Source organism: Massilia jejuensis, assembly GCF_042656795.1.
Lineage (GTDB): Bacteria > Pseudomonadota > Gammaproteobacteria > Burkholderiales > Burkholderiaceae_D > Telluria > Telluria jejuensis.
Window position 1 is genome coordinate 40582 of record NZ_JBHSMS010000015.1, and the last position, 21490, is coordinate 62071.

Annotated in this window: 23 protein-coding genes and 2 pseudogenes; 15 read left to right on the top strand and 10 right to left on the bottom strand. The window is 60.0% G+C overall.

All coding sequences use genetic code 11. The features are described 5' to 3' along the window. The first annotated feature begins 19 nt into the window (after nucleotides 1-19). From traF to ACFPOU_RS04610, 6 genes are read left to right on the top strand one after another with little or no spacing between them, the layout of a single operon-like run. On the top strand, nucleotides 20-964 hold the full coding sequence (gene traF / locus ACFPOU_RS04585; RefSeq protein ID WP_379717672.1) for a conjugal transfer protein TraF: 945 nt from the start codon (nucleotides 20-22) through the stop codon (nucleotides 962-964). Between the two features lie 7 nt (nucleotides 965-971). Beyond that, on the top strand, nucleotides 972-2456 hold the full coding sequence (locus tag ACFPOU_RS04590; RefSeq protein ID WP_379717674.1) for a conjugal transfer protein TraH: 1485 nt from the start codon (nucleotides 972-974) through the stop codon (nucleotides 2454-2456). 5 nt (nucleotides 2457-2461) lie between these two features. Further along, nucleotides 2462-5461: a conjugal transfer protein TraG N-terminal domain-containing protein gene (locus ACFPOU_RS04595; RefSeq protein WP_379717676.1), complete on the top strand. Its 3000-nt coding sequence runs from the start codon at nucleotides 2462-2464 to the stop codon at nucleotides 5459-5461. A gap of 38 nt (nucleotides 5462-5499) precedes the next feature. After that, nucleotides 5500-5634 carry a hypothetical protein gene (locus ACFPOU_RS04600; RefSeq protein WP_379717678.1) on the top strand — a complete coding sequence of 45 codons (135 nt, stop codon included), beginning with the start codon at nucleotides 5500-5502 and terminating at the stop codon, nucleotides 5632-5634. Nucleotides 5635-5643: 9 nt separating this feature from the next. Continuing rightward, entirely contained in the window at nucleotides 5644-5826 is a 183-nt protein-coding gene (locus ACFPOU_RS04605) for a hypothetical protein (RefSeq protein WP_379717680.1), read from the top strand. 32 nt (nucleotides 5827-5858) lie between these two features. Next, nucleotides 5859-6440 carry a M48 family metalloprotease gene (locus tag ACFPOU_RS04610; RefSeq protein WP_379717682.1) on the top strand — a complete coding sequence of 194 codons (582 nt, stop codon included), beginning with the start codon at nucleotides 5859-5861 and terminating at the stop codon, nucleotides 6438-6440. A 133-nt stretch (nucleotides 6441-6573) separates the two neighbouring features. Here ACFPOU_RS04610 and ACFPOU_RS04615 read toward each other — a convergent pair whose 3' ends face one another. Further along, nucleotides 6574-7029, bottom strand: a complete 456-nt coding sequence (locus ACFPOU_RS04615; RefSeq protein WP_379717684.1) for a hypothetical protein — start codon at nucleotides 7027-7029, stop codon at nucleotides 6574-6576. A 340-nt stretch (nucleotides 7030-7369) separates the two neighbouring features. Here ACFPOU_RS04615 and ACFPOU_RS04620 point away from each other — a divergent pair, with 340 nt between their 5' ends. After that, nucleotides 7370-7609, top strand: coding sequence for a hypothetical protein (locus ACFPOU_RS04620; protein WP_379717686.1), 240 nt, complete (start codon nucleotides 7370-7372; stop codon nucleotides 7607-7609). A gap of 344 nt (nucleotides 7610-7953) precedes the next feature. Here ACFPOU_RS04620 and ACFPOU_RS04625 read toward each other — a convergent pair whose 3' ends face one another. The 3 genes from ACFPOU_RS04625 to ACFPOU_RS04635 all read right to left on the bottom strand — a co-directional run bounded on the left by ACFPOU_RS04625 (nucleotide 7954) and on the right by ACFPOU_RS04635 (nucleotide 9571). Next, nucleotides 7954-8424: a hypothetical protein gene (locus ACFPOU_RS04625; protein ID WP_379717688.1), complete on the bottom strand. Its 471-nt coding sequence runs from the start codon at nucleotides 8422-8424 to the stop codon at nucleotides 7954-7956. A 406-nt stretch (nucleotides 8425-8830) separates the two neighbouring features. Next, nucleotides 8831-9286: a hypothetical protein gene (locus tag ACFPOU_RS04630; protein ID WP_379717690.1), complete on the bottom strand. Its 456-nt coding sequence runs from the start codon at nucleotides 9284-9286 to the stop codon at nucleotides 8831-8833. An 87-nt stretch (nucleotides 9287-9373) separates the two neighbouring features. After that, nucleotides 9374-9571 (bottom strand): hypothetical protein, encoded by a 198-nt coding sequence (locus tag ACFPOU_RS04635; RefSeq protein ID WP_379717692.1) that lies wholly within the window; start codon nucleotides 9569-9571, stop codon nucleotides 9374-9376. Between the two features lie 429 nt (nucleotides 9572-10000). Here ACFPOU_RS04635 and ACFPOU_RS04640 point away from each other — a divergent pair, with 429 nt between their 5' ends. Continuing rightward, on the top strand, nucleotides 10001-10195 hold the full coding sequence (locus ACFPOU_RS04640) for a heavy-metal-associated domain-containing protein (RefSeq protein ID WP_379717694.1): 195 nt from the start codon (nucleotides 10001-10003) through the stop codon (nucleotides 10193-10195). Nucleotides 10196-10397: 202 nt separating this feature from the next. Here ACFPOU_RS04640 and cueR read toward each other — a convergent pair. From cueR to ACFPOU_RS04665, 5 genes and pseudogenes are all read right to left on the bottom strand, one after another. Further along, a pseudogene (gene cueR, locus ACFPOU_RS04645) lies at nucleotides 10398-10781 on the bottom strand (Cu(I)-responsive transcriptional regulator); the annotation flags it as partial. A 15-nt stretch (nucleotides 10782-10796) separates the two neighbouring features. Then, nucleotides 10797-13286: a heavy metal translocating P-type ATPase gene (locus tag ACFPOU_RS04650; RefSeq protein WP_379717698.1), complete on the bottom strand. Its 2490-nt coding sequence runs from the start codon at nucleotides 13284-13286 to the stop codon at nucleotides 10797-10799. A gap of 166 nt (nucleotides 13287-13452) precedes the next feature. Continuing rightward, nucleotides 13453-14649, bottom strand: a complete 1197-nt coding sequence (locus tag ACFPOU_RS04655) for an MFS transporter (RefSeq protein ID WP_379717700.1) — start codon at nucleotides 14647-14649, stop codon at nucleotides 13453-13455. Between the two features lie 52 nt (nucleotides 14650-14701). After that, nucleotides 14702-16126 carry an NAD(P)-binding domain-containing protein gene (locus tag ACFPOU_RS04660; RefSeq protein WP_379717702.1) on the bottom strand — a complete coding sequence of 475 codons (1425 nt, stop codon included), beginning with the start codon at nucleotides 16124-16126 and terminating at the stop codon, nucleotides 14702-14704. 87 nt (nucleotides 16127-16213) lie between these two features. Then, nucleotides 16214-16573, bottom strand: coding sequence for an ArsR/SmtB family transcription factor (locus ACFPOU_RS04665; RefSeq protein ID WP_379717704.1), 360 nt, complete (start codon nucleotides 16571-16573; stop codon nucleotides 16214-16216). 94 nt (nucleotides 16574-16667) lie between these two features. Here ACFPOU_RS04665 and ACFPOU_RS04670 point away from each other — a divergent pair, with 94 nt between their 5' ends. The 6 genes from ACFPOU_RS04670 (at nucleotide 16668) to arsH (ending at nucleotide 20551) form a co-directional block, all read left to right on the top strand. Continuing rightward, nucleotides 16668-16994: an ArsR/SmtB family transcription factor gene (locus ACFPOU_RS04670; RefSeq protein WP_379717706.1), complete on the top strand. Its 327-nt coding sequence runs from the start codon at nucleotides 16668-16670 to the stop codon at nucleotides 16992-16994. A gap of 46 nt (nucleotides 16995-17040) precedes the next feature. Continuing rightward, a complete protein-coding gene (locus ACFPOU_RS04675; protein WP_379717708.1) occupies nucleotides 17041-17541 on the top strand; it encodes an arsenate reductase ArsC in 501 nt (166 codons plus the stop codon). 24 nt (nucleotides 17542-17565) lie between these two features. Then, nucleotides 17566-18045: an arsenate reductase ArsC gene (locus tag ACFPOU_RS04680; RefSeq protein WP_379717710.1), complete on the top strand. Its 480-nt coding sequence runs from the start codon at nucleotides 17566-17568 to the stop codon at nucleotides 18043-18045. A 73-nt stretch (nucleotides 18046-18118) separates the two neighbouring features. Beyond that, the gene (locus tag ACFPOU_RS04685) at nucleotides 18119-19399 is read left to right on the top strand and encodes an arsenic transporter (RefSeq protein ID WP_379717712.1); all 1281 of its coding nucleotides are present in this window, start codon (nucleotides 18119-18121) and stop codon (nucleotides 19397-19399) included. Between the two features lie 16 nt (nucleotides 19400-19415). After that, entirely contained in the window at nucleotides 19416-19838 is a 423-nt protein-coding gene (gene arsC / locus ACFPOU_RS04690) for an arsenate reductase (glutaredoxin) (protein WP_379717714.1), read from the top strand. Then, nucleotides 19835-20551, top strand: a complete 717-nt coding sequence (gene arsH / locus ACFPOU_RS04695) for an arsenical resistance protein ArsH (RefSeq protein ID WP_379717716.1) — start codon at nucleotides 19835-19837, stop codon at nucleotides 20549-20551. Before arsC ends, arsH begins: the two co-directional genes overlap by 4 nt. Nucleotides 20552-20605: 54 nt before the next feature. Here arsH and ACFPOU_RS04700 read toward each other — a convergent pair. Continuing rightward, nucleotides 20606-20949 (bottom strand): annotated as a pseudogene (locus tag ACFPOU_RS04700) (YnfA family protein). A gap of 111 nt (nucleotides 20950-21060) precedes the next feature. Here ACFPOU_RS04700 and ACFPOU_RS04705 point away from each other — a divergent pair. Next, a complete protein-coding gene (locus ACFPOU_RS04705; protein WP_379717718.1) occupies nucleotides 21061-21429 on the top strand; it encodes a hypothetical protein in 369 nt (122 codons plus the stop codon). Nucleotides 21430-21490: the final 61 nt, after the last annotated feature.

The following is a 21490-nucleotide window of genomic DNA, read 5'->3' on the forward strand; positions in this document are numbered from 1 at the left end:
CGAAAGTCGCAGACATGCCATGCGCTACCTGATCATTCCACTCGCCCTTGGCTTATCGACCGCCGCACTCGGGCAGGAAGTGCGCACCGACGACAGCTACGGCGATGCGTTCCTCCATTACAAGCCGTATGTGGTGAAGGGGAAAACAGCGAAGCCACCCGAAACCCAGGTCCGTGCCCCCGCACCTCAGCCGAAGAAGGAAGACCGGAAGGTCGACGTCAAGTGGCTCCAGGAGAACTACAAGCTGCTCGAGGAAAGGGCCATCGACGATCCGACCGATGAGAATGTCGCTGCTTATCTGTACGTCCGTCGCATTGCGATGGACAAGTCCCAGCGGTTTTCTGAAAAGGTGAGCGAGGTGACCAACACCGACCCTCTGCTCAACGAAAACAACCGTATTCCCTACGCCAGCGCCGGTGCGCAATCGATCCGGTCGGCGAACCGCCTGGCACAGGAACAGGCAACGCGGGAGCTGGCCACGGCTGGCGGCCTGGTCGTTTTCGTCGATGGCAGCTGCCGCTTCTGCGCCATGCAGATGCCCATCGTGAGCGCGTTGCGCGCCCAATATGGGATGGAAGCGCTTGTCGTGTCACTGGACGGCAAGCGTCCACGCGGCTACAGCGGCCCCCTGGTGAGGGACAACGGACTGTATCGCAAGCTGGACTTGAAGCTGACACCGAGCGTTGTCTACGTCCACCGTCCGCGGGCCTATCAGGACGGCAAGGACAACAACCAATATCGCGTGATCGCCCAAGGCTTCTACACACAGGACGAGCTTGTGAAACAAATCGCATTCGCCGGTCACACCACGAAGCTGTTGTCGTCCCAGACGATGCGCGATCTGGCGGTATGGAACCGCGGGGTGGCGTCAACCGAGGACCTCGGCGGCCTTGAACTCAACGGAAACGACCCGGCCGCCATCAAGCGGAAGCTGCAGCCGCTCTTGCAAAAACAATACCAGTGAGGCAAACATGAAACTGCGCACCATCGTGGCCATCAGTACCCTGTTCCTGCTGTCGACCGTCGCCAGGGCCGGCATCATGGCTGACCTGAACTCCATGTTCATGTCGAATTCGACTGCGCCGGGTACGTTCACCGCCCGCGACCGGGTCGTGATCCATGCCGGCGGTTATTCGATGAGAACCCCGATCCACAACGTAAACGTCGTCGCTTTCGATCCGCCGCGCCTGAACGCCGGGTGCGGTGGGGTCGACCTGTACGGAGGCAGCTTTAGCTTCATCAATGGTGCCGAGCTGATCGCCATTTTCAGAAGCGTCGCCTCGAATGCAGCCGGCCTGGCTTTCAAGGCCGCCATCAAAGTCATTTCGCCTTCACTCGATTCGCTGATGACGGAATTCCAGACGATGCTGCAGAACATGAACAACCTCGCCAAGAACTCATGCAGCCTGGCTCACCTGATCGTCGACAAGGCCGAGCGCGCCCTTTCCGACTCGACCGATGGCGATGGCGCGGTCGGCTCGACGGCGAAAGGCATCTTTACCGACCTCGCCGCGGGGCTGAAGGAATTCAATACGAACGCTGCGCAGTACCTGCGAAAACAGGGAGAGGTCAACCCGCGCGTCGGGAACCAGGTCGTCAAGGCCATCGTCTCCTCCGGATCGAGTTCCGTGCTCGGCGTCATCGGATTGGCTAACATTGACGGTAGCGCGGACGATTCGAGCAATCCGAATTCGCTGAATAACAAGGTACTGCTGTCGCTCCTTGGCTACGAAATCGCGGGGATACCCTGCCGCTCGTTCAACGGGGCCGGCGTCGAGGACACGACCAGCAACCAGTCCACTAACAATATTCCGCGCGTGAGCTGCAGGGGCGGCGCCACCATCACCCTCGAGGACTTTGTCACTGGTGGCGGACCGGGCTCGAGCCGGCCCGACTATCCGCTGCACCTGTACACCTGTCTCGATCCGACAGGTACGGCACCGTCGAGCGGTGGATTCGACCCGCAAATCTGCAGCCAGATCCGGGTGACCGACTTCAACTATCAAGGCATCGAGGGGTGGATCAACAGCATGTTGTTCGGCTCGCCCGACGACACCGGCGTCGATCCGGCGTCGATCGTCGGCATCATCAACAGCGGCACGAGCGGGCAGTTCACGACGGCGCAGCTGCAGTTCCTCCACCAGGCGAACTACCCGATCATTGCGCTCCTGCAGAAGACCAGCAACCCGGAGGCGCGGAAAAGCATGGCGCGCAGGATGCGGGTCGGAATCCGCAATTGCGTGGCCGCCCAACTCGGCAGCGCACTGTATCGGGGAGCCGCAGCCGTCGGCAATAACAATTCCTACGTGCTGACCGACGAGGCAAAGCACAACATCGAGCGGCTCCGGAACGACTTCCTGCAGCGGCAGCAAAGTTGCGACCATGACCGTTCGGTACTGGAAATCGCCCAGATGCTGAACCAGGCTGCGATCCTCAACGGCTTTACTAACCGGTAACCGCCATGTTTCCAGATCAAGTCATCTACACAGCCAATGGCGACCTGACGACGCTGAACGCGATCCTGAACACGGTGGCGATGGTGTGTCAGGAAGATATGCTGGTGTGGGGATTCGCGCTGCTTGCGGCGATCTGGTCGCTGCTCATGATGACGACCGCCGCCGCCGCCGGGGCGCCTGGCGGTACGGCCGGCGCCGATCTGGGGAAACGGGCGGTCGCCCTGCTCATTCCGTTTTGCCTGGCGATCTTCCTGACCTCCCCCACGCTGAAGACGACGGTGACGGTCGAAAGCGGCATGACCGGTGCGACGACCACGGTCGACAACGTCCCCATCCTGATCTCGATCGCGCCGGCAACGGCAAGCCTGGTGTCGACAAGCGTCGGCGACAAGGTCAGGACCGCGATGCAGTCGACCGGCACCGACTACGCCGCCATCTCTGCGGCCAACCGCGGCTTCATCAATCCGCTGAAAACGCTGCTGACGTCGCGCACCGCGGTGCTGCGGTTAGGAGGCATTCCGTCGAAGGTCAACGCAGTCCTGAGCGCTTGCCTGAATTCTGATTCCGGTGCCGATTACGCCCAGATCGCCGACCGGGTCCTCTTTGCCGGCAACCTGACCGGAGCGGCCGCCGGCCCGGCCCCGATTTCTGTGTGGACGGACGTAGGGTCCGAACGCACCTCGATCGGGATGTTACTGGCCGAGGCTGCGCAAAACACGACCGCGATCGTCACCCAGATTCAGGTAGGAACGAATCATATTGCAACGTGTGCGGACGCGGCCGCCCAAGTCGGCGCCGACATCGACGCGGCACTCAGATCCGACGCATTCCGTCGTGTCGTGCAGGGCGCAGTTAATGCGGCCGACCAGCCGAACGCGGACGGGGACTTCACGATTACGGGCATTGCAAGCCAGTACGCAGCGGTACGTACGGCGAACCTGACTTCTGGCGGGCTTGCCGGCGGCGTCGCTCAGGCCAATGCCGAGGTGATCAACCTGCTGTTTGCGGAGCTGGTAAAAAACGACCTGGACTGCCTGCGCGCCGACGGCACCAACAAGAGCACCTGCCTGGCGATGGCGGTGCAGGCGAATGAAATCGAGCGCAATAACATCCAGGCTGCAGCCAACGGCTTCGAATCGCTGATGTACGCCGGCGCGTTCGCCAACCAGATCACTGCCGTGATCATCGGGCTCGGTCCGGTGATCGTCCTGTTCATGATGTGGTCAGGCGTGGGTGTCGCGCGGAACATGAAGGTGGCCGTACACATGATCGTCTGGCCGCTGCTGATCATGAACGTGGGCGCGGAGCTCATCAATGGGATGATCTACATCCAGGTTTCGAACTTCATGCGTGCGATCGCGCAGGGCGGCTTCATCAACCAGTCGACCGCGGTAGAGGTCTACAAGAACTTCTCGCTCGAGATCGGCACGGCAAGTCACCTGATGGCGACCTTGCCGATCCTGATGTCGACCATCTTCGCGCTCGGTCAGTCGGCCGCACTGGTGAAGATCTCCGATTCGATGGCGTCGGGTTCGAAAGACGAGAGCAAGGCCGTCAACCCGGCACCGGTCGACGCGACACCGCTCGTCACGAACAGCAGTGTGGCGAAGGCCGAGCAGGGTGTCGGCGGCACGAACGTCAGTCTTACGGGCGCCGTGCCGGCGATCGCAACGAACGCCCAGTTTGGGAGTTTGCATCGCGAGGCCTCCAACAGCCTGACTTCCGCGCACCAGAAGATGCAGTCGATAACCGACGGGCAAACCAACATGCAGTCATGGACCCGCGCCTTCCAGACCGGGGACTACAAGAAGCTCGGGGTCACCGAGTCGACATTCAAGGCGTTGAGGGACGAGTACAGCCGCAACTATTCGGCGATCCAGGCCGGGAAATCGGGACATGCGGTCACTTCCGACAAGCAGAACGCGAACAATACACAGGAGAGCCTGGGCGCCAGCGCCGAGCTGACCGTCGGGCCTCCCCTATCGGGCAAAGGCGGGCTATTCGGCGTCAGCGGCGGGGCCACCATCAAGGGACAGCACACCACTTCCACTGGAGCGACCGACTCGATGTCCGCCGGCCGCAGGGTCGAACAGGACCAGAGTGTGGCGAAGTCGCAGGCACTGGCGAAGACGTTCAACACCGCGCTGCAGAGCGACAAGTTCAAAAATATCGGTACCGACGAGTCGCGCACGCTGCAGCACTCGCTTGGTGTGCAGCGGCAGTATGCCAAGACGCTGTCCGAGTCCAAGTCGCTTTCCGATGTCGCGTCGGATGCGGTCAAGAGATCGTCCGGCTTCGTGTCCCTCAATGCTCAAATCGGCGGCAAGGAAGTCGCCAACCAGATGAAGACGAATCCTGAATACCAACGCTTCCAGCTCAACCAGGGGCGTTTGTTCGGGAACTCTGCGGCAGCTCAGCCATACCTGGAGCGGGCGCGGCATGATATGGACGCGGGGGTGACAGACCGTATCGTCGGGGATGACCGGGCAAACGAAGCAATGGCGCGGCACCGCGCTGCCTACCTCTTGGCTTCCGAGGAGAACGCACGGCCGGAGGACCGGCTCCAAGCGAACGAGTTCCTGATGGGATCGGTAAATGCCATGATCGCAGCCCAGTTCGCGACGGCGGACCTCCAGCCTCGCGCCCATTTCGACATCGCTTCGCCGACGGATCATAGTGGCGTGAACGCGGCCGGACTGGTCAAGCAGGTTCCGACGGGACCGCGGGCCCAAGCTGCGAGCGGAACTGGCAAATCGGGTGCCGCAGGCGGCGAGCGGTCGGTGGCCGAGCAGCTTGTCGGCGGCTACACATTCGCCACCGAGGTCGCACATGGGGTCAAAGGCGTTGCCGACACGGTCCACGCGGATCGCACTTCGGGCGAACGGGCTGCGGCCGAGTCAGGCCTCGACCAGAACGGCAGCGGCACCAATGCGCGCGCCGTTGCCAATACGCTGCACAACACGGTGCTCTCAGGGAAGCGCACCGAGTTACCAGCGAAAAAATAAGTCGTTGTTTTCTCAATCCGTTAGCATGGGAGCAGGTCATGGACAAGAGACAAAATGCTTTCGCTGCACTCGCGGCGCACAAGATCAGCAAAAAGGAGAAGTATTCCTGGATCGCGGCCGGTGCCGCCATCGTCGTGCTGCTGCTGGCCTGGTGGGCTCGCAGCAGCGTGTGAGGAGGTCATATGTTTAAAAAATGGTTCTCGAAAATACCGAAGCTGTTCAGCCTGGGGACGACTTACCGCCCGAGCCGAGGGCCGGATCTCGGGCATGCGACGGGCATGAACATCGATGGGACGCCGATGGTGGGTAATGTCGACATCCGTGGCCGCAACTTCGGCACGGGTGACGGGCCATGGCGCCGTTGACGGCCTAGCGCGTGACGGCTGCAGCGCCGGCAATGCCGGCCAAAAAAAAGGGGCGATTTACAGGCAGGATCGCAAACACGATCTACTCGGCCGCACTGCTGGCGATGCTTTATGACTGGCCCCACCAGGTCTATCAGAAGCTCGGCCCACGCATGGGCGCGACTACTGCGCGCGAACAATTTATCGTCCAGGAAGTCGGCGACTATGCGCGCCGACTGCGTCTTCGACTCAATCCGACGTTCGTCATCGGGAGTGCCCCGGCGGCAGCCGGCGCGTTCTCGGGTAATGCCGTCATCGTCATTTCCCCCGCGATGCTCGACCTCGCAAAATTCACCGATACCGATGTGCGCTTCATCCTTGCCCACGAAGTCGGCCATGTGGCGCGATTGGACGCCTATCGGTTCTGGACGCGCTGGACCGATAGCGGCGCGGCAGCGCGCGAGCTCGACGCGGACCGGATCGCCGTCCGGCTGGTCGGATGTGGGGCAATGAAGGAAACCGTTGCGCGGCACTGGCACGAGTTCTTGAAAGGGTATCAGGAAGAAGGAGACCACCATCCGCATCCGGACACGCGCTTGATCGAAGTGTGTGGCCGGCCACGCAATGAGCAGTGATTGGCGGTCACGCCAGTCGATCGAGAACCGCGTCGTGGGGCGACGGCGGGTGCCAGGGTGATCGGTCGTTGCAGGAAGCTGGTATGTTTGGAGATCACGCTCGACGTTCGCGCGCGAAAGTCGAGCAGGTTTACTACCCGGCCTTTTGTCCCTCGGTCTCTTGGTCGGCAAGCGCCTCTTCCGTAGGTTTTTCTTCCGGCGAGATCGGTGTGAACTGAAGACCGAGCTGACCGAGGCTTGGAATACCGTCTCCCAACTCGAGTAACTGGTTTTCTTCCCGGAGCTTCAACACTTGGGCCTTTGCTTCGACTAGGGATATGTCACGATTTTTCCAGAGCAGGACTTTGATGCTCTTCTCGGTGACGTCATACATCCTGGCAATTTGGCCGATGCTCACACCCTTGTAGATGAGCTGAGTCCAGATGTCGTAACGCCTGTTGACGATATCACTCGTCGGTATCTTCAGCTTATGCCGGTAGTTGAACACCTGCATGTGATTGATGCCTTCAACACTACGGGCAATACGTGTGTCCGAGAAGCCCATCTCAAAGCCCTGACGAATCGCTGCCTTCTGGTCGGTTCTAAGCATGATTTGTTAAAGGCAGTATCGAAGTGGATGCCACAAAAAGTTGTAAAACAGTAATTATAAAGCAAGCCACCAAATCTATCACGTGTTTGTACCGTTAATGGTCAACTTTACCAGAGGGCCTTGCAGTTTTCGGCGCTGTCCATGAACGGTGCGTAGAATGGGGAGAATGATGGTGGGCGTGTGGCTTGTTTGCCTGGCCGCGATGTCTTGCCACAGAGGCATCTGTTATACTGTGTTTTTATACAGCATTGTATATGTCATGTTCGTCCGTGTCGCTCAGCTATTCGAAGATGGCAGACCCCTCCCCCGCCATCGGTCTATAACAGCCCAGCCTGTACACATGGGCTATCTTACCTTGACCGAACAGTATGACCAGGACTTCCGCCGCAGCATGACCTATGCTGTTCTACGCGATATAAAGGTCGGTGCTGACGTGCTGCCCCGCCTGCGCGATGCAGTGGTGCGTTGGATTGGGGACGGTTGCATGACGATCAGCGGCTTTGAACTCGACAATATAACGAAAGAATGCACGGTGCAGTCTTGGTACGTCCAAGTCGTTAACGATGACTCTGACAGCTGAACTGGCACCGGATTATGCGACTTTGCATAGCGGCTCGCCTCCCTCGACTGGCCCTTGAGGCGTTTTCCCGAGCATGCTCGGATCCAGGATATGCGTTAGTGGAACGAGCCAGTGACCGCAGTATTGGCATCGGCCTGGCGAGCAGCTATCAGCAACGGCATGCCCGCGGGGCATTCTCATGCTTACGCCCGACATGGAGATGTTTGACTGCGACGTATACCGCAAGCGTGGTTGCGGTATGCGCGGGCGCATGGCTTGCCGCAGTTCACATCTTAGGTGGCCCAGTGAATGGGATGTTGCGATTCAGTGCTCCAACGAATTTCCTTCACTGGATTATTGACCAGTTAGCTGGTCGTAAGGCGCCGACCATCGGTCCATTCGGGCTCCCAACTTTTGGCACCATTCTGTTCGTTTCCACCGGTCGCTACCCAGGAATCGCCTAGTTCATTCACGGCGATGGATCCAGGTCGCCAATGTTCGGGATTGTGTAACCCATCTACCCAGCCTTGCACGTTGCCGTCGAAAAACACTATCACACCGTCTCTGCCGGTATAGCCGCGCTGGGCACGCCAATACAGTGCCGCGACAACCATCGCCAAATGGGCCGCGCGCTCTTGTCCCTTTTGATCAAGCAGTAGGTCGCCTCCCCTTGCAAGCAAATTGAGTCCTGCTGCTGCATCAAGGACATCCCTGCTGGTTGTGTCAAGACTTGCTGTATCTAAAGCGAGGGCGGCGGGAATCAACTGGGATCGGCTCTGCACTAGTCGGCCAGCGGCTTGGTCGCTCAGCACGTCTACGGCATCTTGTAAGCTCATTTTCCGACCTCCGAAATGTAGCGACATTCTCGAGCTGTTTGTCTACCGGCACCAGTATAGCGCTGACCGTACAGCCATGTTCAGGCGCGGAAGACGATGCACATTTCACCTAGCTGAGCCATCGAATTTGTATTCCTCAGACACGCGAGAGCGAGATATGACATGTAGCAACGTTGAAATCTCAAGCTACACACTTTCGCGCGCGAAAGTCGCATGGACTTGTTTTGGTGTAGGGCCGTCATCTACGGGGGTACTTCCAGTAGCTGAAATGCAATACCTGACATTCTTAACTGAACTGCGTACTTGGTCGTTATTGAAGAAGCTGCAATAGATAAGCAAAGGCTACGCTGGGGCCATCGGTATCGTACGGTAGATGAGGTGGTCGGAAATCGCGGCCCATGCGCGATTATTTCGCTGCACTCGCTTGGTCCTTAGGTGTACCAACCCCGGCTGCCTCCTCCAGTGAGGAGTTCATCTTGCTGAGCATGGCATACCCCAGCGCTGCGGCACCAAGAATGATGATCAAGCCGAAGCCAGAAATTAATGAGGTGCCGATATCGCGTAACCAGCCGCCAAGTGTCTTCTTTTCGTCGAACCGGGCCTCAATGCGAGTCATGGACGATGCAACCTGGGACTCAAGCGAAGTAAATTTGGTCGCTAGTTCAGACTGCACAACTTCGGCAGCAAGAACTGCCATTTTTTCTTCAAGCAGCTTGTTCGCAAACAGCGTAGCTAGTTGTTCCCCTCGCTGCTTGAAGCTTGCTACACTTTCTGGAAGTGCCAAAATCCTGACGAATTCCTTTTCCTCGTCCGGAGAGGGTTGACGACCATGATCAAGGACGAATTTGTCACGCCATTCCACTTTGCTTCGCTTATATACGAAGTAAGCTAGCGCGCCCGGAACATCGTTGGGACCAGAAACCAGAAGTGGATAAAGATATTGCAAATGTTACTTGCCCTTCTGTAGTTCCAACGAGGTTTCAATTACAGCGCCCGATGTTGCTTTGACAAGATCGCCGCTTGAGAATTGGACAGTAGTAAGAAGTTTTCTGGTTCGATCAGAAAGTTGGGGGGGCGAGTTGCTGTTCATCTTCTCGCCGACGCGACGCACGTCTTCACGAGAGAAAACCGGGCTGAATGCAAACATGGTGCCTCCTTGGCAGTTTGTATCGCTAGCATTCAGTATACCACGTGAACCCTAGCCTAGGAGCAGTGAAGAAATGCTTATAACCAACATCTTCTGTTGCGGTGCGGCGTACTGTACCTCATCAATCATCACACATATAACAGACATGTAGCCCTATGTTCTTGACTCGCACGCGTTGACTGCTCCGGCCCTCGCGGAGACTAGCCAGTCAGGCCGAGAAGGCTCGACTGCTCAGTTGTCAGGAATACTGTTGGCGCAGCTTCGGTTGGCACTATGTAGCCGGGCGGCGAGCAGGCGATTCAGTAGGCCCTCCATCATTGCCACCTCCGAAGCGACCGAACGGCTTGATTCGCCCTCTCAAGAAACTCTTGACTTTCCCACCGTTGTAAGCCCCATGATTCTTCTCACACTTTACAGAAGGAGGTTCGCATGGAGTTTCACATCGACAACATGACCTGTGGCGGCTGTGCACGGGGCGTTACAAGGGCTATTCAATCGGTCGACGCCAATGCACAGGTAACCGCTGATCCGCCGAAGCGCACCGTGCAAGTTGTGGCATCTGCTACACGCGCCGAGATCGAGCACGCTCTGACCGAAGCAGGTTTTCCGCCGCGGGCTTTATGACGTCCCCGCCCCGGCCGGATTGCACGTCCGGTTTTACGGACCTCATGCCCGGCAGGGGCTTGTTGTTGCGCTCAATAAAAGCCGCGGTTCCCAAGCCGCGCAGCCTGGAGCGCGGTTTTAGTTACTTTCCCACCGACGCCATGTTGCGGAAGACCGACGTCATGCCCGGTTGCAGCTGAGACATCGCGTCACCCTCGTCAGGATGTTCGAGCTTTGCCAAAATCGGACAATCCGGTCTCTCATCACCTGCGCAACAGCTGACCAGCTCCTGCAAGGTGTCTGCCATTTCCCGCAGACTTTCAATCCGCTTTTCAAGCTCGACAATGTGGGCCTGCGCCAAACGTTTGACGTCGGCGCTTTGCCGTGCGCGATCGCTCCACAAGCTGAGCAATTCCCCAATTTCCGCTACCGAAAACCCGAGATCCCGTGCACCGCGGATAAACCCCAAGCGGTGCACATCGTTCCGTGCATATGCACGGTAGCCCGACCCGGTGCGGGCTGCGGGTGGGATCAGCCCGGTGTCCTCGTAGTAGCGGATCATCTTGGCTGACACGCCCGATGTCTTGGATGCTTCACCGATGTTCATCTGTTTTCTCCCTTTTCATTCACCAATTAGCGGCGGCCTGAAGCCCCGCAGGCGCAACGCATTGCCCAGGACGAAAACGCTGGACAATGCCATCGCGCCGGCGGCAAAGACCGGCGACAGCAAGACGCCATTAATTGGGTACAGCATGCCGGCTGCCAGGGGAATCAAGGCAGTGTTGTAGGCGAAAGCCCAGAAAAGATTCTGGCGGATGTTACCGATGGTCGCTTTCGACAGCGCGATGGCGTTAGGTACGCCCTGCAAACTGCCCGACATCAGCACCACGTCCGCGGCTTCCATCGCAATGTCGGTACCGGTCCCAATCGCAAGGCCCACCTCGGCCTCAGCCAACGCTGGAGCATCATTGATGCCATCGCCCACATAAGCCACGGCCCCGTGCGCAGCGCGAAGGTGCTGGATCGCTTCGACTTTACCTTCGGGTAGTACCTCAGCAACAACCTCGTCGATACCGAGACGTGCCGCGACCGCCTTGGCGGTACGTTCGTTATCTCCGGTGATCATCGCGACCTTTAGACCCAGCTGATGCAGCGCCGAGATCGCAGCTGGCGTGCTCTCCTTGATCGGGTCGGCGACGGCGATGATCGCGGCCAGGAAACCATCGATTGCTGCGTAGAGCGGTGATTTTCCTTCGCGACCCAGCCTCTCGGCGGTTTGCGCGAACGTCCCGACATCCAGGCCCAGCGACCGCATGTAGCGGTCTGCTCCGATCTCCACGCGCACGCCCTCGACATTGGCACACACACCCATCCCGGTGACGGATTCAAACTCGGCCGACGCGGCAAGCACAACGCCTTCCTTCTCAGCAGCCTCGACAATAGCGCGGGCAATCGGGTGTTCCGAGCGCGACTCCACGGCTGCAATGTAAGCCAATACATCGGCTCGCATGAACGTGTCGACCACTTCGAGATCGGTCAGCACTGGTTTCCCTTCGGTCAAGGTTCCGGTTTTGTCCACCGCCACCACTTTGGCGTCCTTCAACAGTTGCAGCGCCTCGCCCTTTCGAAACAACACCCCCAGCTCCGCGCCGCGCCCGGTACCGACCATGATCGACGTCGGTGTCGCCAATCCCATGGCGCACGGACAAGCAATGATGAGCACGGCAACGGCGTTCACCAAGGCGAAAGTCAGCGCTGGTGAAGGGCCAAAAGCCAGCCAGACCAGGAAGGTGATCGAGGCAGCAATCATCACGGCCGGAACGAACCACATCGTTATCCTGTCGACAACAGCCTGGATCGGCAGTTTAGAGCCCTGTGCCTGTTCGACCAGACGAATGATCTGGGCAAGCACGGTATGCCCTCCCACCGCCGTGGCGCGGAGAGTAAAGGCGCCCCTCTGATTGACAGTCCCGCCCACCACTGCGCTCCCGGCGCGTTTCTGTACCGGGACAGGCTCGCCGGTGATCATGGATTCGTCGACGTAACTGTCGCCGCCGGTGAGCTCTCCGTCGACTGGGACACGCTCGCCTGGACGTACTTCGACGACTTCGCCAGCTACGACATCGCCAATTGGTATATCGATCGGGCGCCCGCTGCGTACCACGTGGGCCACTTTCGGCTGCAGGCCCACCAGCCGCTGAATGGCCTGTGAAGTACGTCCCTTTGCCTGGGCTTCCAAAAATCGTCCCAGCAGGATCAGCGCCACGATCACGGCAGCCGCTTCGAAGTAGACGTTGACCGTGCCAGCCGGCAGCACGCCAGGCTTGAATGTAGCAACCGCCGAGTACGCGTATGCCGCCAGCGTACCGAGCGCCACGAGCGAATTCATGTCGGGTGCCAGTCGCAGCAGCGCGGGAAAACCTTTCGTGAAGAAGCGGCGCCCCGGGATCAGTAGCACCAGCGTCGTCAGCAAGAACTGCAGGTACCAGCTCGACTCTCGGCCGACGGTGTCCATTACCCAATGGTGCATGGACGGAATCAGATGGGAGCCCATTTCGAGAATAAACACCGGCAACGCGAGAGCGGTCGCAATCACCAGGTCACGCTTGATCGACAGTCGCTCCGCGTCCTTTCTCGATGCAGCGTCGTCATCGCCGGAGCGGGCAAGGGCATCGAGGATACGCGCGTCGTATCCCGCTTTGTCGATCGCTGCCACCAGAGCGTCGGTCGCTGCCGTACCCCGTACCGTTGCACGCTCTGTGGCGAGGTTTACCGTAGCCTGAGTCACGCCTGGCACGGCCCGGAGCGCACGCTCGACGCGCCCGACGCATGACGCGCAGGTCATGCCTTCGACCGATAGTTCGATTGTCTGCGCAGGAACATCGTAGCCAGCCTTCTCGATCGCCTGCACCAGGGCAGCACGTTCGACAGTAGCGTTTCTGCGTGGTCGTACTTCAGCCCGCTCCGTCGCGAGGTTGACTGCGACACTGCCCACGCCCTCGACCTTTCGAAGTGCCGCTTCGACCCGCCCGACACAGGACGCGCAGGTCATCCCCTCGATTGGCAGGCTCATGATCGACGCGCCGACGCCCGCCAGATTCTTGTTCGACATACTGGTCATTCCTAACTTAGTGTTCACCATACTGACACCGTACACCTTGCCATCATGGGAGGGTCAAGAGAAACCTGGATCGTTATCGTGCACAGTAGGTACCCCTGACTTGCACACCACTCGCGAAATTCTTTGGATGTCCGATATTCATCGGCAAATGAGTCCATTACGCTGAGTTCGTTATTGCCCGCGGCGCCTCCCCCCTAATCGCGGCGAAATAGAGGCCGACAGACGCGACGGCGACGCCAAACAGCACTCCGAGCAGCAGAGTCGGCGTTCCACCCTGGCCAAGTACCCACGCCGCGATAATCGGTCCGCTCGCCTTTGCCAGCAGTGCCGGGCCAGCCAATGCACCGGAAATGGCGCCGTAGTTTTCGCTGCCGAACATCGCTTGCGGCAAAGTGCCGCGAACGATCGTGATGATGCCGTTGCTGAGACCATACAAGATGCAGAAAACCGCAACTGCCCACGCCTGGGTGCCAAACCAGAGAACGGCGACGAGCGCGGCAGGCAGTGCGCTGAAACAGAACTTCCCGACGGTCTGCGGCGCTGTGTTACGGGCGACTGTCCGCTCCAGGATACGGCCGGCTACCTGCATGGGGCCGATCAGCATGGCGACCAGGATTGCTACGCGAGCGCTGTGCCCTAGTCCCTGCAGCAGCGGGATTAGGTGAACGGACAGCGCGGAGAAAACGAAAATATTAGCCGAGAACGCCATCGCCAGCTTCCAGAACGCCGGGTGGCGCACTGCCTCGGCCAAGGTATGGCCGCGTTGCGCTACAGTGACCGGACGCCGTGACAATGGCTGCTCACGGCCCAGCAGCAGGTGCAGCGGCAGGCATACCAGCAGCTGCAAGGCGCCGAACCAAAGGTAGCTGTCGCGCCAGCCGACAGACATATTCAAGGCCTGCGTCAGCGGCCAGAAGATGGTGCTGGCGAAGCCCGCGAACAGGGTCAGGGTCGATATCGCCTGGCGTCCGGCGCCCGCGAACCTGCGGTTAATCGTGGCAAACGCCGCCTCGTACAGCGTCAGGCTCATTGCAAGGCCGAGAATCGTCCAGGCCGTGACATAAGCCACCGGGCTGCGGCTCTCGCTCAGCAGGAAAAAGCCGATGGCGCACACGACCGAGCCCGCGCCCATGACCATCTGGCCACCGTTGCGATCGAGCAGGATGCCGATCGGCGTCGCCACCAGGCCGGCGATTAGCAGGCTCCACGAATAGGCGCCGAAAACGAGTGTCGGGCTCCACCCGAGCTCACGCTGGATACTCGGTGCAAGGATGCTGAACGCGTAATACAGCGATCCCCAGGAGACAATCTGTGTACAAGCAAGGATGCCAATGGTGCGCCACTGGGTAGTCATAGGTCCTCGTTCATGAGCAGGCGGCGCACGGCACCACCGGAATCGACATCGCTTAGGCGCAGCCTGCCGGCTTGGCCGATGGCGCAAGGTTCGGCAGCGAGGGGCAGCCACATCCGCCCTTCCCTTGCTCCTTCGCCTCTGCATCTGCAACGCAGCACGCAGTTTCCTGGCTCGGCGCTGGCCCGCCACAGCAAGCGGATGCCACCGGTTCGCTGGCGTACGCTTGCCGGGTGCTGCAGACACCGGTCTCCGGCAGTTCCAGCTGCACGTCGTCGGCGGCAAGCATGTCGCCAGCCAGGGCGGCGACCACCGAGCGCACCTGCTCATAGCCGGTCGCCATCAGGAAGTTTGGCGCCCGCCCGTAGCTCTTCGCGCCAACTGCATAGTATCCGTGTTCCGGATGCGCCAGCTCGCGGTGACCGTGGGGGCGTACCGTACCGCAGCTGTGTTCGTTCGGGTCGATCAACGGTGCCAGCAGGTCGGTACTCTCCAGCCAGGGGTCGTTGCGCACCCGCAGTTCACGCGTGATGCCGAGGTTCGGGCGGGCGCCGGTGGCAGCGATGATCTCGTCGATGCCGTCGATGGTCGCGCCGGTATCGCCGCTCACCGTGATACCGCTGGCGGTGGCGGCAAGGGACGCGATCCGGAATTCCTCGTGCAGCTCCAGCCTGCCCGACTGCTTGAGCGCCTTCAGGCGCATGCCCAGCAGGCCCCGCGCCGCCAAGCCGTCAGCTTCGCCCCCGCCAAACAGCCTGGCACTCTGGCGTCCGCGGATGACCCAGATCAGGCGGGTGCCAGGCACCTGCTCGGCCAGTGTTGCCAGGGCCAGCAAGGAGCCCGCGGCCGAATGCCCGGTCCCGGTCACGAGTACGCGTCGACCGGCGTAGCGTTGCCGCTCCACGCCGAGTACGTCCGGCATGCCATAAGCAATCCGGTCGCGCAGCGCACTTTCGCCCTGGGCTGGCAGCCCCCCGGCGCCGAGCGGATTGGGCTGCGACCATGTCCCGGTGGCGTCGATCACGGCGCTGGCCAGGTATTCACGCTCACCTTCAAGCGTGGCTGCGCGGATCACGAATGGGGCATCCTTGCGGCCGCGGGTCTTGACCTTGTCGAATCCGGCGCGGGTGATCGCGACGACGCGGTGCCCGAGCCTGAGGCCGGCGGCGAGCGCGGGTAGCGCGGCGAGCGGCTTCAGGTAGTGCTCGACGATCTCTCCTGCGGTGGGCAAAGCTTCCGGCTCGGGCGCTTGCCAGCCGGCTGCCAGGAGCAATCCTCGGGCTACCTTGTCGACGTTGTACTGCCATGGCGAGAACAGGCGCACGTGGCGATAGCTTTCCAGGTTGCTGGCCACCTGTGCACCCGCTTCCAGGATCAGCGGCGTGAAGCCACGCGCCACAAGGTGAGCCGCCGCAGCGAGGCCGACGGGACCAGCCCCTAGCACGGCGACAGGAAGCGTTTTGTTGAGGATGTTGTTCATGTTGTCTCCCAAGTCATCAAGTTAAATATGTCAGTTGTGGATCACGTTAGGTATTCGTCGAACTACGAATAAGACGGCAAAAAAATTTTAGAGATTCCCGATCATTCGCTTAAGCTGCTTAAGCCGGTCCGCGTTCACGCAATAGCAGACACGCTGCTCGTCTGCCGAGCCGATGATCAGGCCGGCCTGCTTGAGCACGCTGACATGCTGCGAAATCGTCGATGCGGCGAGCGGCAGGATATCGGCCAGGCTGCCGAAGTAACAGGCGCCGTAGGCCGACAGGTAATTGAGCAACTGGACACGCGCCGGATGGGCAAGCGCCTTGCACAACATGGCGAGTTCATCAGCGTTTATCTCAGGCGCGGCAGCGTCGTTCTTCGGTGCACAGCAGGTCGTCATATCGTTCGTTCGTAATTCGGCAATCAACGAATGAAGAATAAACCGCATGTCATGAAGCTGTCAATATATTTCGATAATCTTGGAACCGTCGTATTGCTCGGGTATGATCCCGACATCTTGCAAATCATCGAATGGGAAAGCCATGGATACCAAAGCAATACTCGCAGCGCTCGCGGCCCTGGCACAGGAAAGCCGACTGGCGGTATTTCGGCTGCTTGTACAGGCCGGGCCGGCTGGGCTCGCCGCCAGCAAGATTGCCGAACACCTGGACATCCCTCCCTCGTCGTTGTCGTTCCACCTGAAAGAGTTGTCGCATGCAGGTCTGCTCTCTTCCAGGCAGGACGGACGCTTTGTGATTTATTCCGCGAACGTCGAAACCATGAACGGGCTGATCGGGTTTCTGACGGAGAACTGCTGCGGGGGCGTGCCCTGCGACGCAGCCGCTGGTGATGTGTGCAAGGCGGGGTGAAGCCGGCCACGAACGGACGCTATCCATCCAATTGAAAGGGAATCTCATGCAAGACAAGGTCTATAACGTCCTGTTCCTTTGCACCGGCAACTCGGCGCGCAGCATCATGGCCGAAGCACTGCTCTCGACTGTAGGCAAGGGGCGCTTTCGCACCTTCTCGGCCGGTAGTCACCCAGCCGGCTCCGTCCATCCGTTGGCGATCGAACAGGTGCTCGCCACTGGTTACCCAATCGACCAGTTGCGCAGCAAAAGCTGGGACGAGTTCGGCAGCCCAGGCGCGCCGCACATGGACTTCATCTTTACCGTCTGCGACAAGGCGGCTGGGGAAGCATGCCCGTATTGGCCTGGCCATCCGATCTCCGCGCATTGGGGCTTCGAGGATCCTGCCGCCTGCACGGGTAGCGAGACCGAGCGGCGTGCCATGTTCCAGAAGATATTCCGCCAGATCCTGGCACGCGTGAACGTATTCGCCAGTCTTCCGCTGCACATGCTCGAGAAGAACGCGCTCCAGGCCGAAGTGAACGCCATCGGCCAGACACCTGTTTGACACTTTAAACCCACCACAAATCACATGAACGTACTGTTTCTCTGCACTGGCAACTCCTGCCGCTCTGTCCTCAGCGAGGGCACTTTCAATCATCTCGCCCCGGAAGGCCTGAAGGCGATCAGCGCCGGTAGCCAACCAACGGGCTGGCTGCATCCGCGCGCCGTCGCGCTCTTGAACCGTAAAGGGATCTCGACCGAGGGCTACTACAGCAAGTCGTGGGACGACTTGCCGGTAATGCCGGATATCGTCGTGACCGTCTGCAGTAGTGCTGCCGGCGAGACCTGTCCTGCTTACCTCGGTCCAGTGCTGCGCACTCACTGGGGCCTGGAAGACCCGAGCCACGTCGTCGGCACTGACGAGGATATCGAAGAGGCATTCGAGCGGACGTATGAAATCATCCTGGCCCGTACGCAAGCCTTCCTGGCCTTGCCGCTCGAAGAGCTCAAAGCTGACAAGGCCCGGTTCAAGGCCGAGCTCGACCGCATCGGCACCCTGCTCCCTTGAGCTGCGCGTCCCGCATGACGCGGGACGCTGTTATCGACGCTTCAACTTATTGACCTGCTGACTAGGACCCTTTGTGCTCATCGCATTCCTGATTTTCTTCGTTACCCTCATTTTTGTCATCTGGCAGCCCCGCGGGCTGGGCATCGGCTGGAGCGCTAGCGCCGGTGCCGTCGTCGCCCTGCTCGCCGGCGTTATCGACATAGCCGACATCCCTGTGGTGTGGGGCATCGTCTGGAATGCGACGGGAGCTTTCGTAGCCGTCATCATCATTAGCCTGCTGCTCGACAAGGCAGGCTTCTTCGAGTGGGCGGCCCTGCATGTGGCGCGCTGGGGTAAAGGCAATGGCCGACGCCTGTTCATCCTACTGGTCTTGCTCGGCGCAGCGGTGGCGGCCTTGTTCGCCAACGATGGCGCGGCACTGATCCTCACGCCGATCGTCATCGCCATGCTCGTTGCGCTGCGCTTTTCAGCAAAAGCCACACTCGCTTTCGTCATGGCGGCCGGATTCATTGCCGATACCGCCAGTCTGCCGCTGGTCGTGTCGAACCTCGTCAACATTGTTTCGGCCGACTACTTCGACATCAGCTTCGCGCGCTATGCGGGGGTGATGGTGCCGGTTAATCTGGTGTCGGTGGCAGCAACGCTCGGGGCACTCACTTGGTTCTTCCGCAAGGACATTCCAGCGAACTACGACCTGGCACAATTGAAGCGCCCCGAAGAGGCCATCCATGACCGCGCAACGTTTGTTACCGGCTGGTGGGTCCTGGCAATGCTTCTGGTCGGCTTCTTCTGGCTTGACGACATCGGCGTCCCGATCAGCGCCGTGGCAGCAGTGGGGGCGGCCCTGCTGCTGGCGGTGGCCGCACGCGGGCACCGCATATCGACACGCGCGGTGCTGCGCGGCGCCCCGTGGCAGGTTGTCGTATTCTCGCTCGGTATGTACCTGGTCGTGTATGGACTTCGCAATGCGGGCCTGACCGACTACCTGACGAATGTACTGGATATTTGTGCGCAGTATGGCGTGTGGGGCGCGGCCCTCGGCACTGGGTTCATCACGGCGATCCTGTCCTCGATCATGAACAACATGCCGACCGTGCTGGTGGGCGCGCTGGCGATCGACGCCACCGCCACCACGGGCGTGGTGCGCGAGGCAATGGTCTACGCGAACGTCATCGGCGCCGACCTCGGGCCGAAGATCACGCCGATCGGCAGCCTCGCCACCCTGCTCTGGCTGCACGTGCTGGACGCGAAGAATATCCATATCGCGTGGGGCTACTATTTCCGAGTCGGTATCGTGCTGACGCTGCCGATCCTCTTCGTCACCCTGTGCGCGCTTGCCCTGCGCCTGAGCTAAGAAAGGTTACAGAAACGTGGACGTCACCATTTACCACAATCCGGACTGCGGTACTTCGCGCAATACGCTGGGTTTGATTCGCAATGCCGGTATCGAGCCGACGATCATCGAGTACCTGAAGAATCCGCCCGACCGGGCAACCCTGGTCGATCTCATATCGCGGGCAGGACTGTCGGTACGCGAGGCTGTCCGCGAGAAAGGTACTCCGTTCGCCGAGCTCGGTTTGGACAACCCAGGGACCACCGACGAGCAGTTAATCGATGCGATGCTTGCGCATCCGATCCTGATCAATCGCCCCTTCGTGGTGACGCCGTCAGGTGTCCGCTTGTGTCGACCTTCCGAGGCGGTCCTGGATATCCTGCCCGTGCCACAGAAAGGTGCCTTCACGAAAGAAGACGGCGAGCTTGTGATCGATTCCGAAGGTAAGCAAATCAAATGAGTAAGATCCCGAACCTCCCCAACATCCAACCGGAGCTGCTCGACATGCCGACCGTCGAAAAGCTCGCACCGGTTGGCGACATGAACCACCCGCCGCGCATCCTGATGCTCTACGGCTCCCTACGCGAACGCTCCTTCAGCCGCTTTCTCACGTACGAGGCCGCGCGCATTCTCGAGCAGTTCGGTGCCGAGGTGAAGATCTTCGATCCGATGGAGTTGCCGATGGTCGGCAGTGTGCCGGAAACCCATCCAAAAGTGGTCGAACTGCGCGAGCTGTGCCTGTGGTCCGAGGGCCAGGTCTGGTGCAGCCCTGAGCGCCACGGTGCAATCACTGCAGTGATGAAGAATCAGATCGACTGGATACCGCTTGAGATGGGCGCGATCCGCCCGAGCCAGGGGCGCACGCTGGCAGTCATGCAAGTTTGTGGTGGGTCGCAATCGTTCAACGTCGTCAACACTCTGCGACTCCTGGGGCGCTGGATGCGCATGTTCACGATCCCGAACCAGTCTTCGGTACCGATGGCCTATAAGGAGTTCGATGATGAGGGTCGCATGCGTCCCTCGGCATACTACGACCGCGTGGTCGACGTCATGGAGGAGTTATTCAAATTTACCCTCTTGACGCGGGGTCGCACGGACTATTTGACAGATAGGTATAGCGAACGTAACGAGCGCGCCCAGAAGGCGATTGACCGGCAGCTACAAAAAATCTGAATCGTGAAGGAAATCAGGCGCCTTCCCGTCCTGGTTTCCCTCGATACACCTGTTTCACCTTCCCTTACTCCACCCGGAAACGATGATTGCCATGCCGAACAAGGCAATTGCCGCCCCCGCCCAGTCCAGCGTCGATAACTTCACCCCATCGACGAATCTCAGCCAGACCAGGGCGGTCGCGACGCAGACGCCGCCGAAGGCTGCGTACACCCGCCGCTAGCCGCCGGATGCAGAGTAAGTAACCAGACAAAAATCGCGAGACTGGCCGCTGCCGGCACCAGGAGCCAGATCGAGCCGCCCTTGCGCAACCAAAGATAAGGCAGGAAGCAGCCGACGATTTCGGCGATGGCGGTGGCGACAAATAGCAGTGTAGTTTTCAGTATCAACGCAGTTCTCATCCAGAAGCAACACTGCAGCATTATAGCTGGGCACCGTTTTGCTGCGCTCGCTCACTAGCCCTCCGCATAAGGTGCAAAAGCAAAACGATGCCCCATGCTATACTTTTCTCCATGGCCGCCCGACGCTTCATCTATCTCGTCTTGACGATCCTCGCTCTTCAGCTCAGCTGGAGCGTGGTCGCTGCGTATTGCGAGCATGAGTCGGGCCGTGCCGCTCAGCATTTCGGACACCACTCGTCCGAACCCGATGGCCACAAGGTCGCATTCGACGGGAAGGACCAGCCCTCTGGCCCGGCGAAGAAAGCAAGCATGCATTCGCACTGCTCGTCCTGCGCCCACATCTCCCTGTCCTTCGATGCTCTTCCTGTAGCCGTAGCGATCCTGGAGCCTGTTCGCCTCGTGCCGCCGGCTGCTTCGCTGCACTACTCTTCCCTGTACTCCGACCGGCCCGAGCGGCCCCAATGGATCTCCGCCGTCTGATTCGGCGGCAGATCGTATACATCCACTCATCGTTGTGCGGGAGGCCGGAAGGCCATCCCGA

Coding starts and splice junctions, on each gene's coding strand:
- ACFPOU_RS04595 (WP_379717676.1), top strand. CDS start 2,462: ATGTTTCCAGATCAAGTCATCTACACAGCCAATGGCGACCTGACGACG.
- traF (WP_379717672.1), top strand. CDS start 20: ATGCGCTACCTGATCATTCCACTCGCCCTTGGCTTATCGACCGCCGCA.
- ACFPOU_RS04650 (WP_379717698.1), bottom strand. CDS start 13,286: ATGTCGAACAAGAATCTGGCGGGCGTCGGCGCGTCGATCATGAGCCTG.
- ACFPOU_RS04705 (WP_379717718.1), top strand. CDS start 21,061: ATGGCCGCCCGACGCTTCATCTATCTCGTCTTGACGATCCTCGCTCTT.
- ACFPOU_RS04660 (WP_379717702.1), bottom strand. CDS start 16,126: ATGAACAACATCCTCAACAAAACGCTTCCTGTCGCCGTGCTAGGGGCT.
- ACFPOU_RS04635 (WP_379717692.1), bottom strand. CDS start 9,571: ATGTTTGCATTCAGCCCGGTTTTCTCTCGTGAAGACGTGCGTCGCGTC.
- ACFPOU_RS04620 (WP_379717686.1), top strand. CDS start 7,370: ATGGGCTATCTTACCTTGACCGAACAGTATGACCAGGACTTCCGCCGC.
- ACFPOU_RS04625 (WP_379717688.1), bottom strand. CDS start 8,424: ATGAGCTTACAAGATGCCGTAGACGTGCTGAGCGACCAAGCCGCTGGC.
- ACFPOU_RS04640 (WP_379717694.1), top strand. CDS start 10,001: ATGGAGTTTCACATCGACAACATGACCTGTGGCGGCTGTGCACGGGGC.
- arsH (WP_379717716.1), top strand. CDS start 19,835: ATGAGTAAGATCCCGAACCTCCCCAACATCCAACCGGAGCTGCTCGAC.
- ACFPOU_RS04680 (WP_379717710.1), top strand. CDS start 17,566: ATGAACGTACTGTTTCTCTGCACTGGCAACTCCTGCCGCTCTGTCCTC.
- ACFPOU_RS04655 (WP_379717700.1), bottom strand. CDS start 14,649: ATGACTACCCAGTGGCGCACCATTGGCATCCTTGCTTGTACACAGATT.
- ACFPOU_RS04615 (WP_379717684.1), bottom strand. CDS start 7,029: ATGCTTAGAACCGACCAGAAGGCAGCGATTCGTCAGGGCTTTGAGATG.
- ACFPOU_RS04590 (WP_379717674.1), top strand. CDS start 972: ATGAAACTGCGCACCATCGTGGCCATCAGTACCCTGTTCCTGCTGTCG.
- ACFPOU_RS04610 (WP_379717682.1), top strand. CDS start 5,859: ATGCCGGCCAAAAAAAAGGGGCGATTTACAGGCAGGATCGCAAACACG.
- ACFPOU_RS04675 (WP_379717708.1), top strand. CDS start 17,041: ATGCAAGACAAGGTCTATAACGTCCTGTTCCTTTGCACCGGCAACTCG.
- ACFPOU_RS04670 (WP_379717706.1), top strand. CDS start 16,668: ATGGATACCAAAGCAATACTCGCAGCGCTCGCGGCCCTGGCACAGGAA.
- ACFPOU_RS04665 (WP_379717704.1), bottom strand. CDS start 16,573: ATGCGGTTTATTCTTCATTCGTTGATTGCCGAATTACGAACGAACGAT.
- ACFPOU_RS04605 (WP_379717680.1), top strand. CDS start 5,644: ATGTTTAAAAAATGGTTCTCGAAAATACCGAAGCTGTTCAGCCTGGGG.
- ACFPOU_RS04600 (WP_379717678.1), top strand. CDS start 5,500: ATGGACAAGAGACAAAATGCTTTCGCTGCACTCGCGGCGCACAAGATC.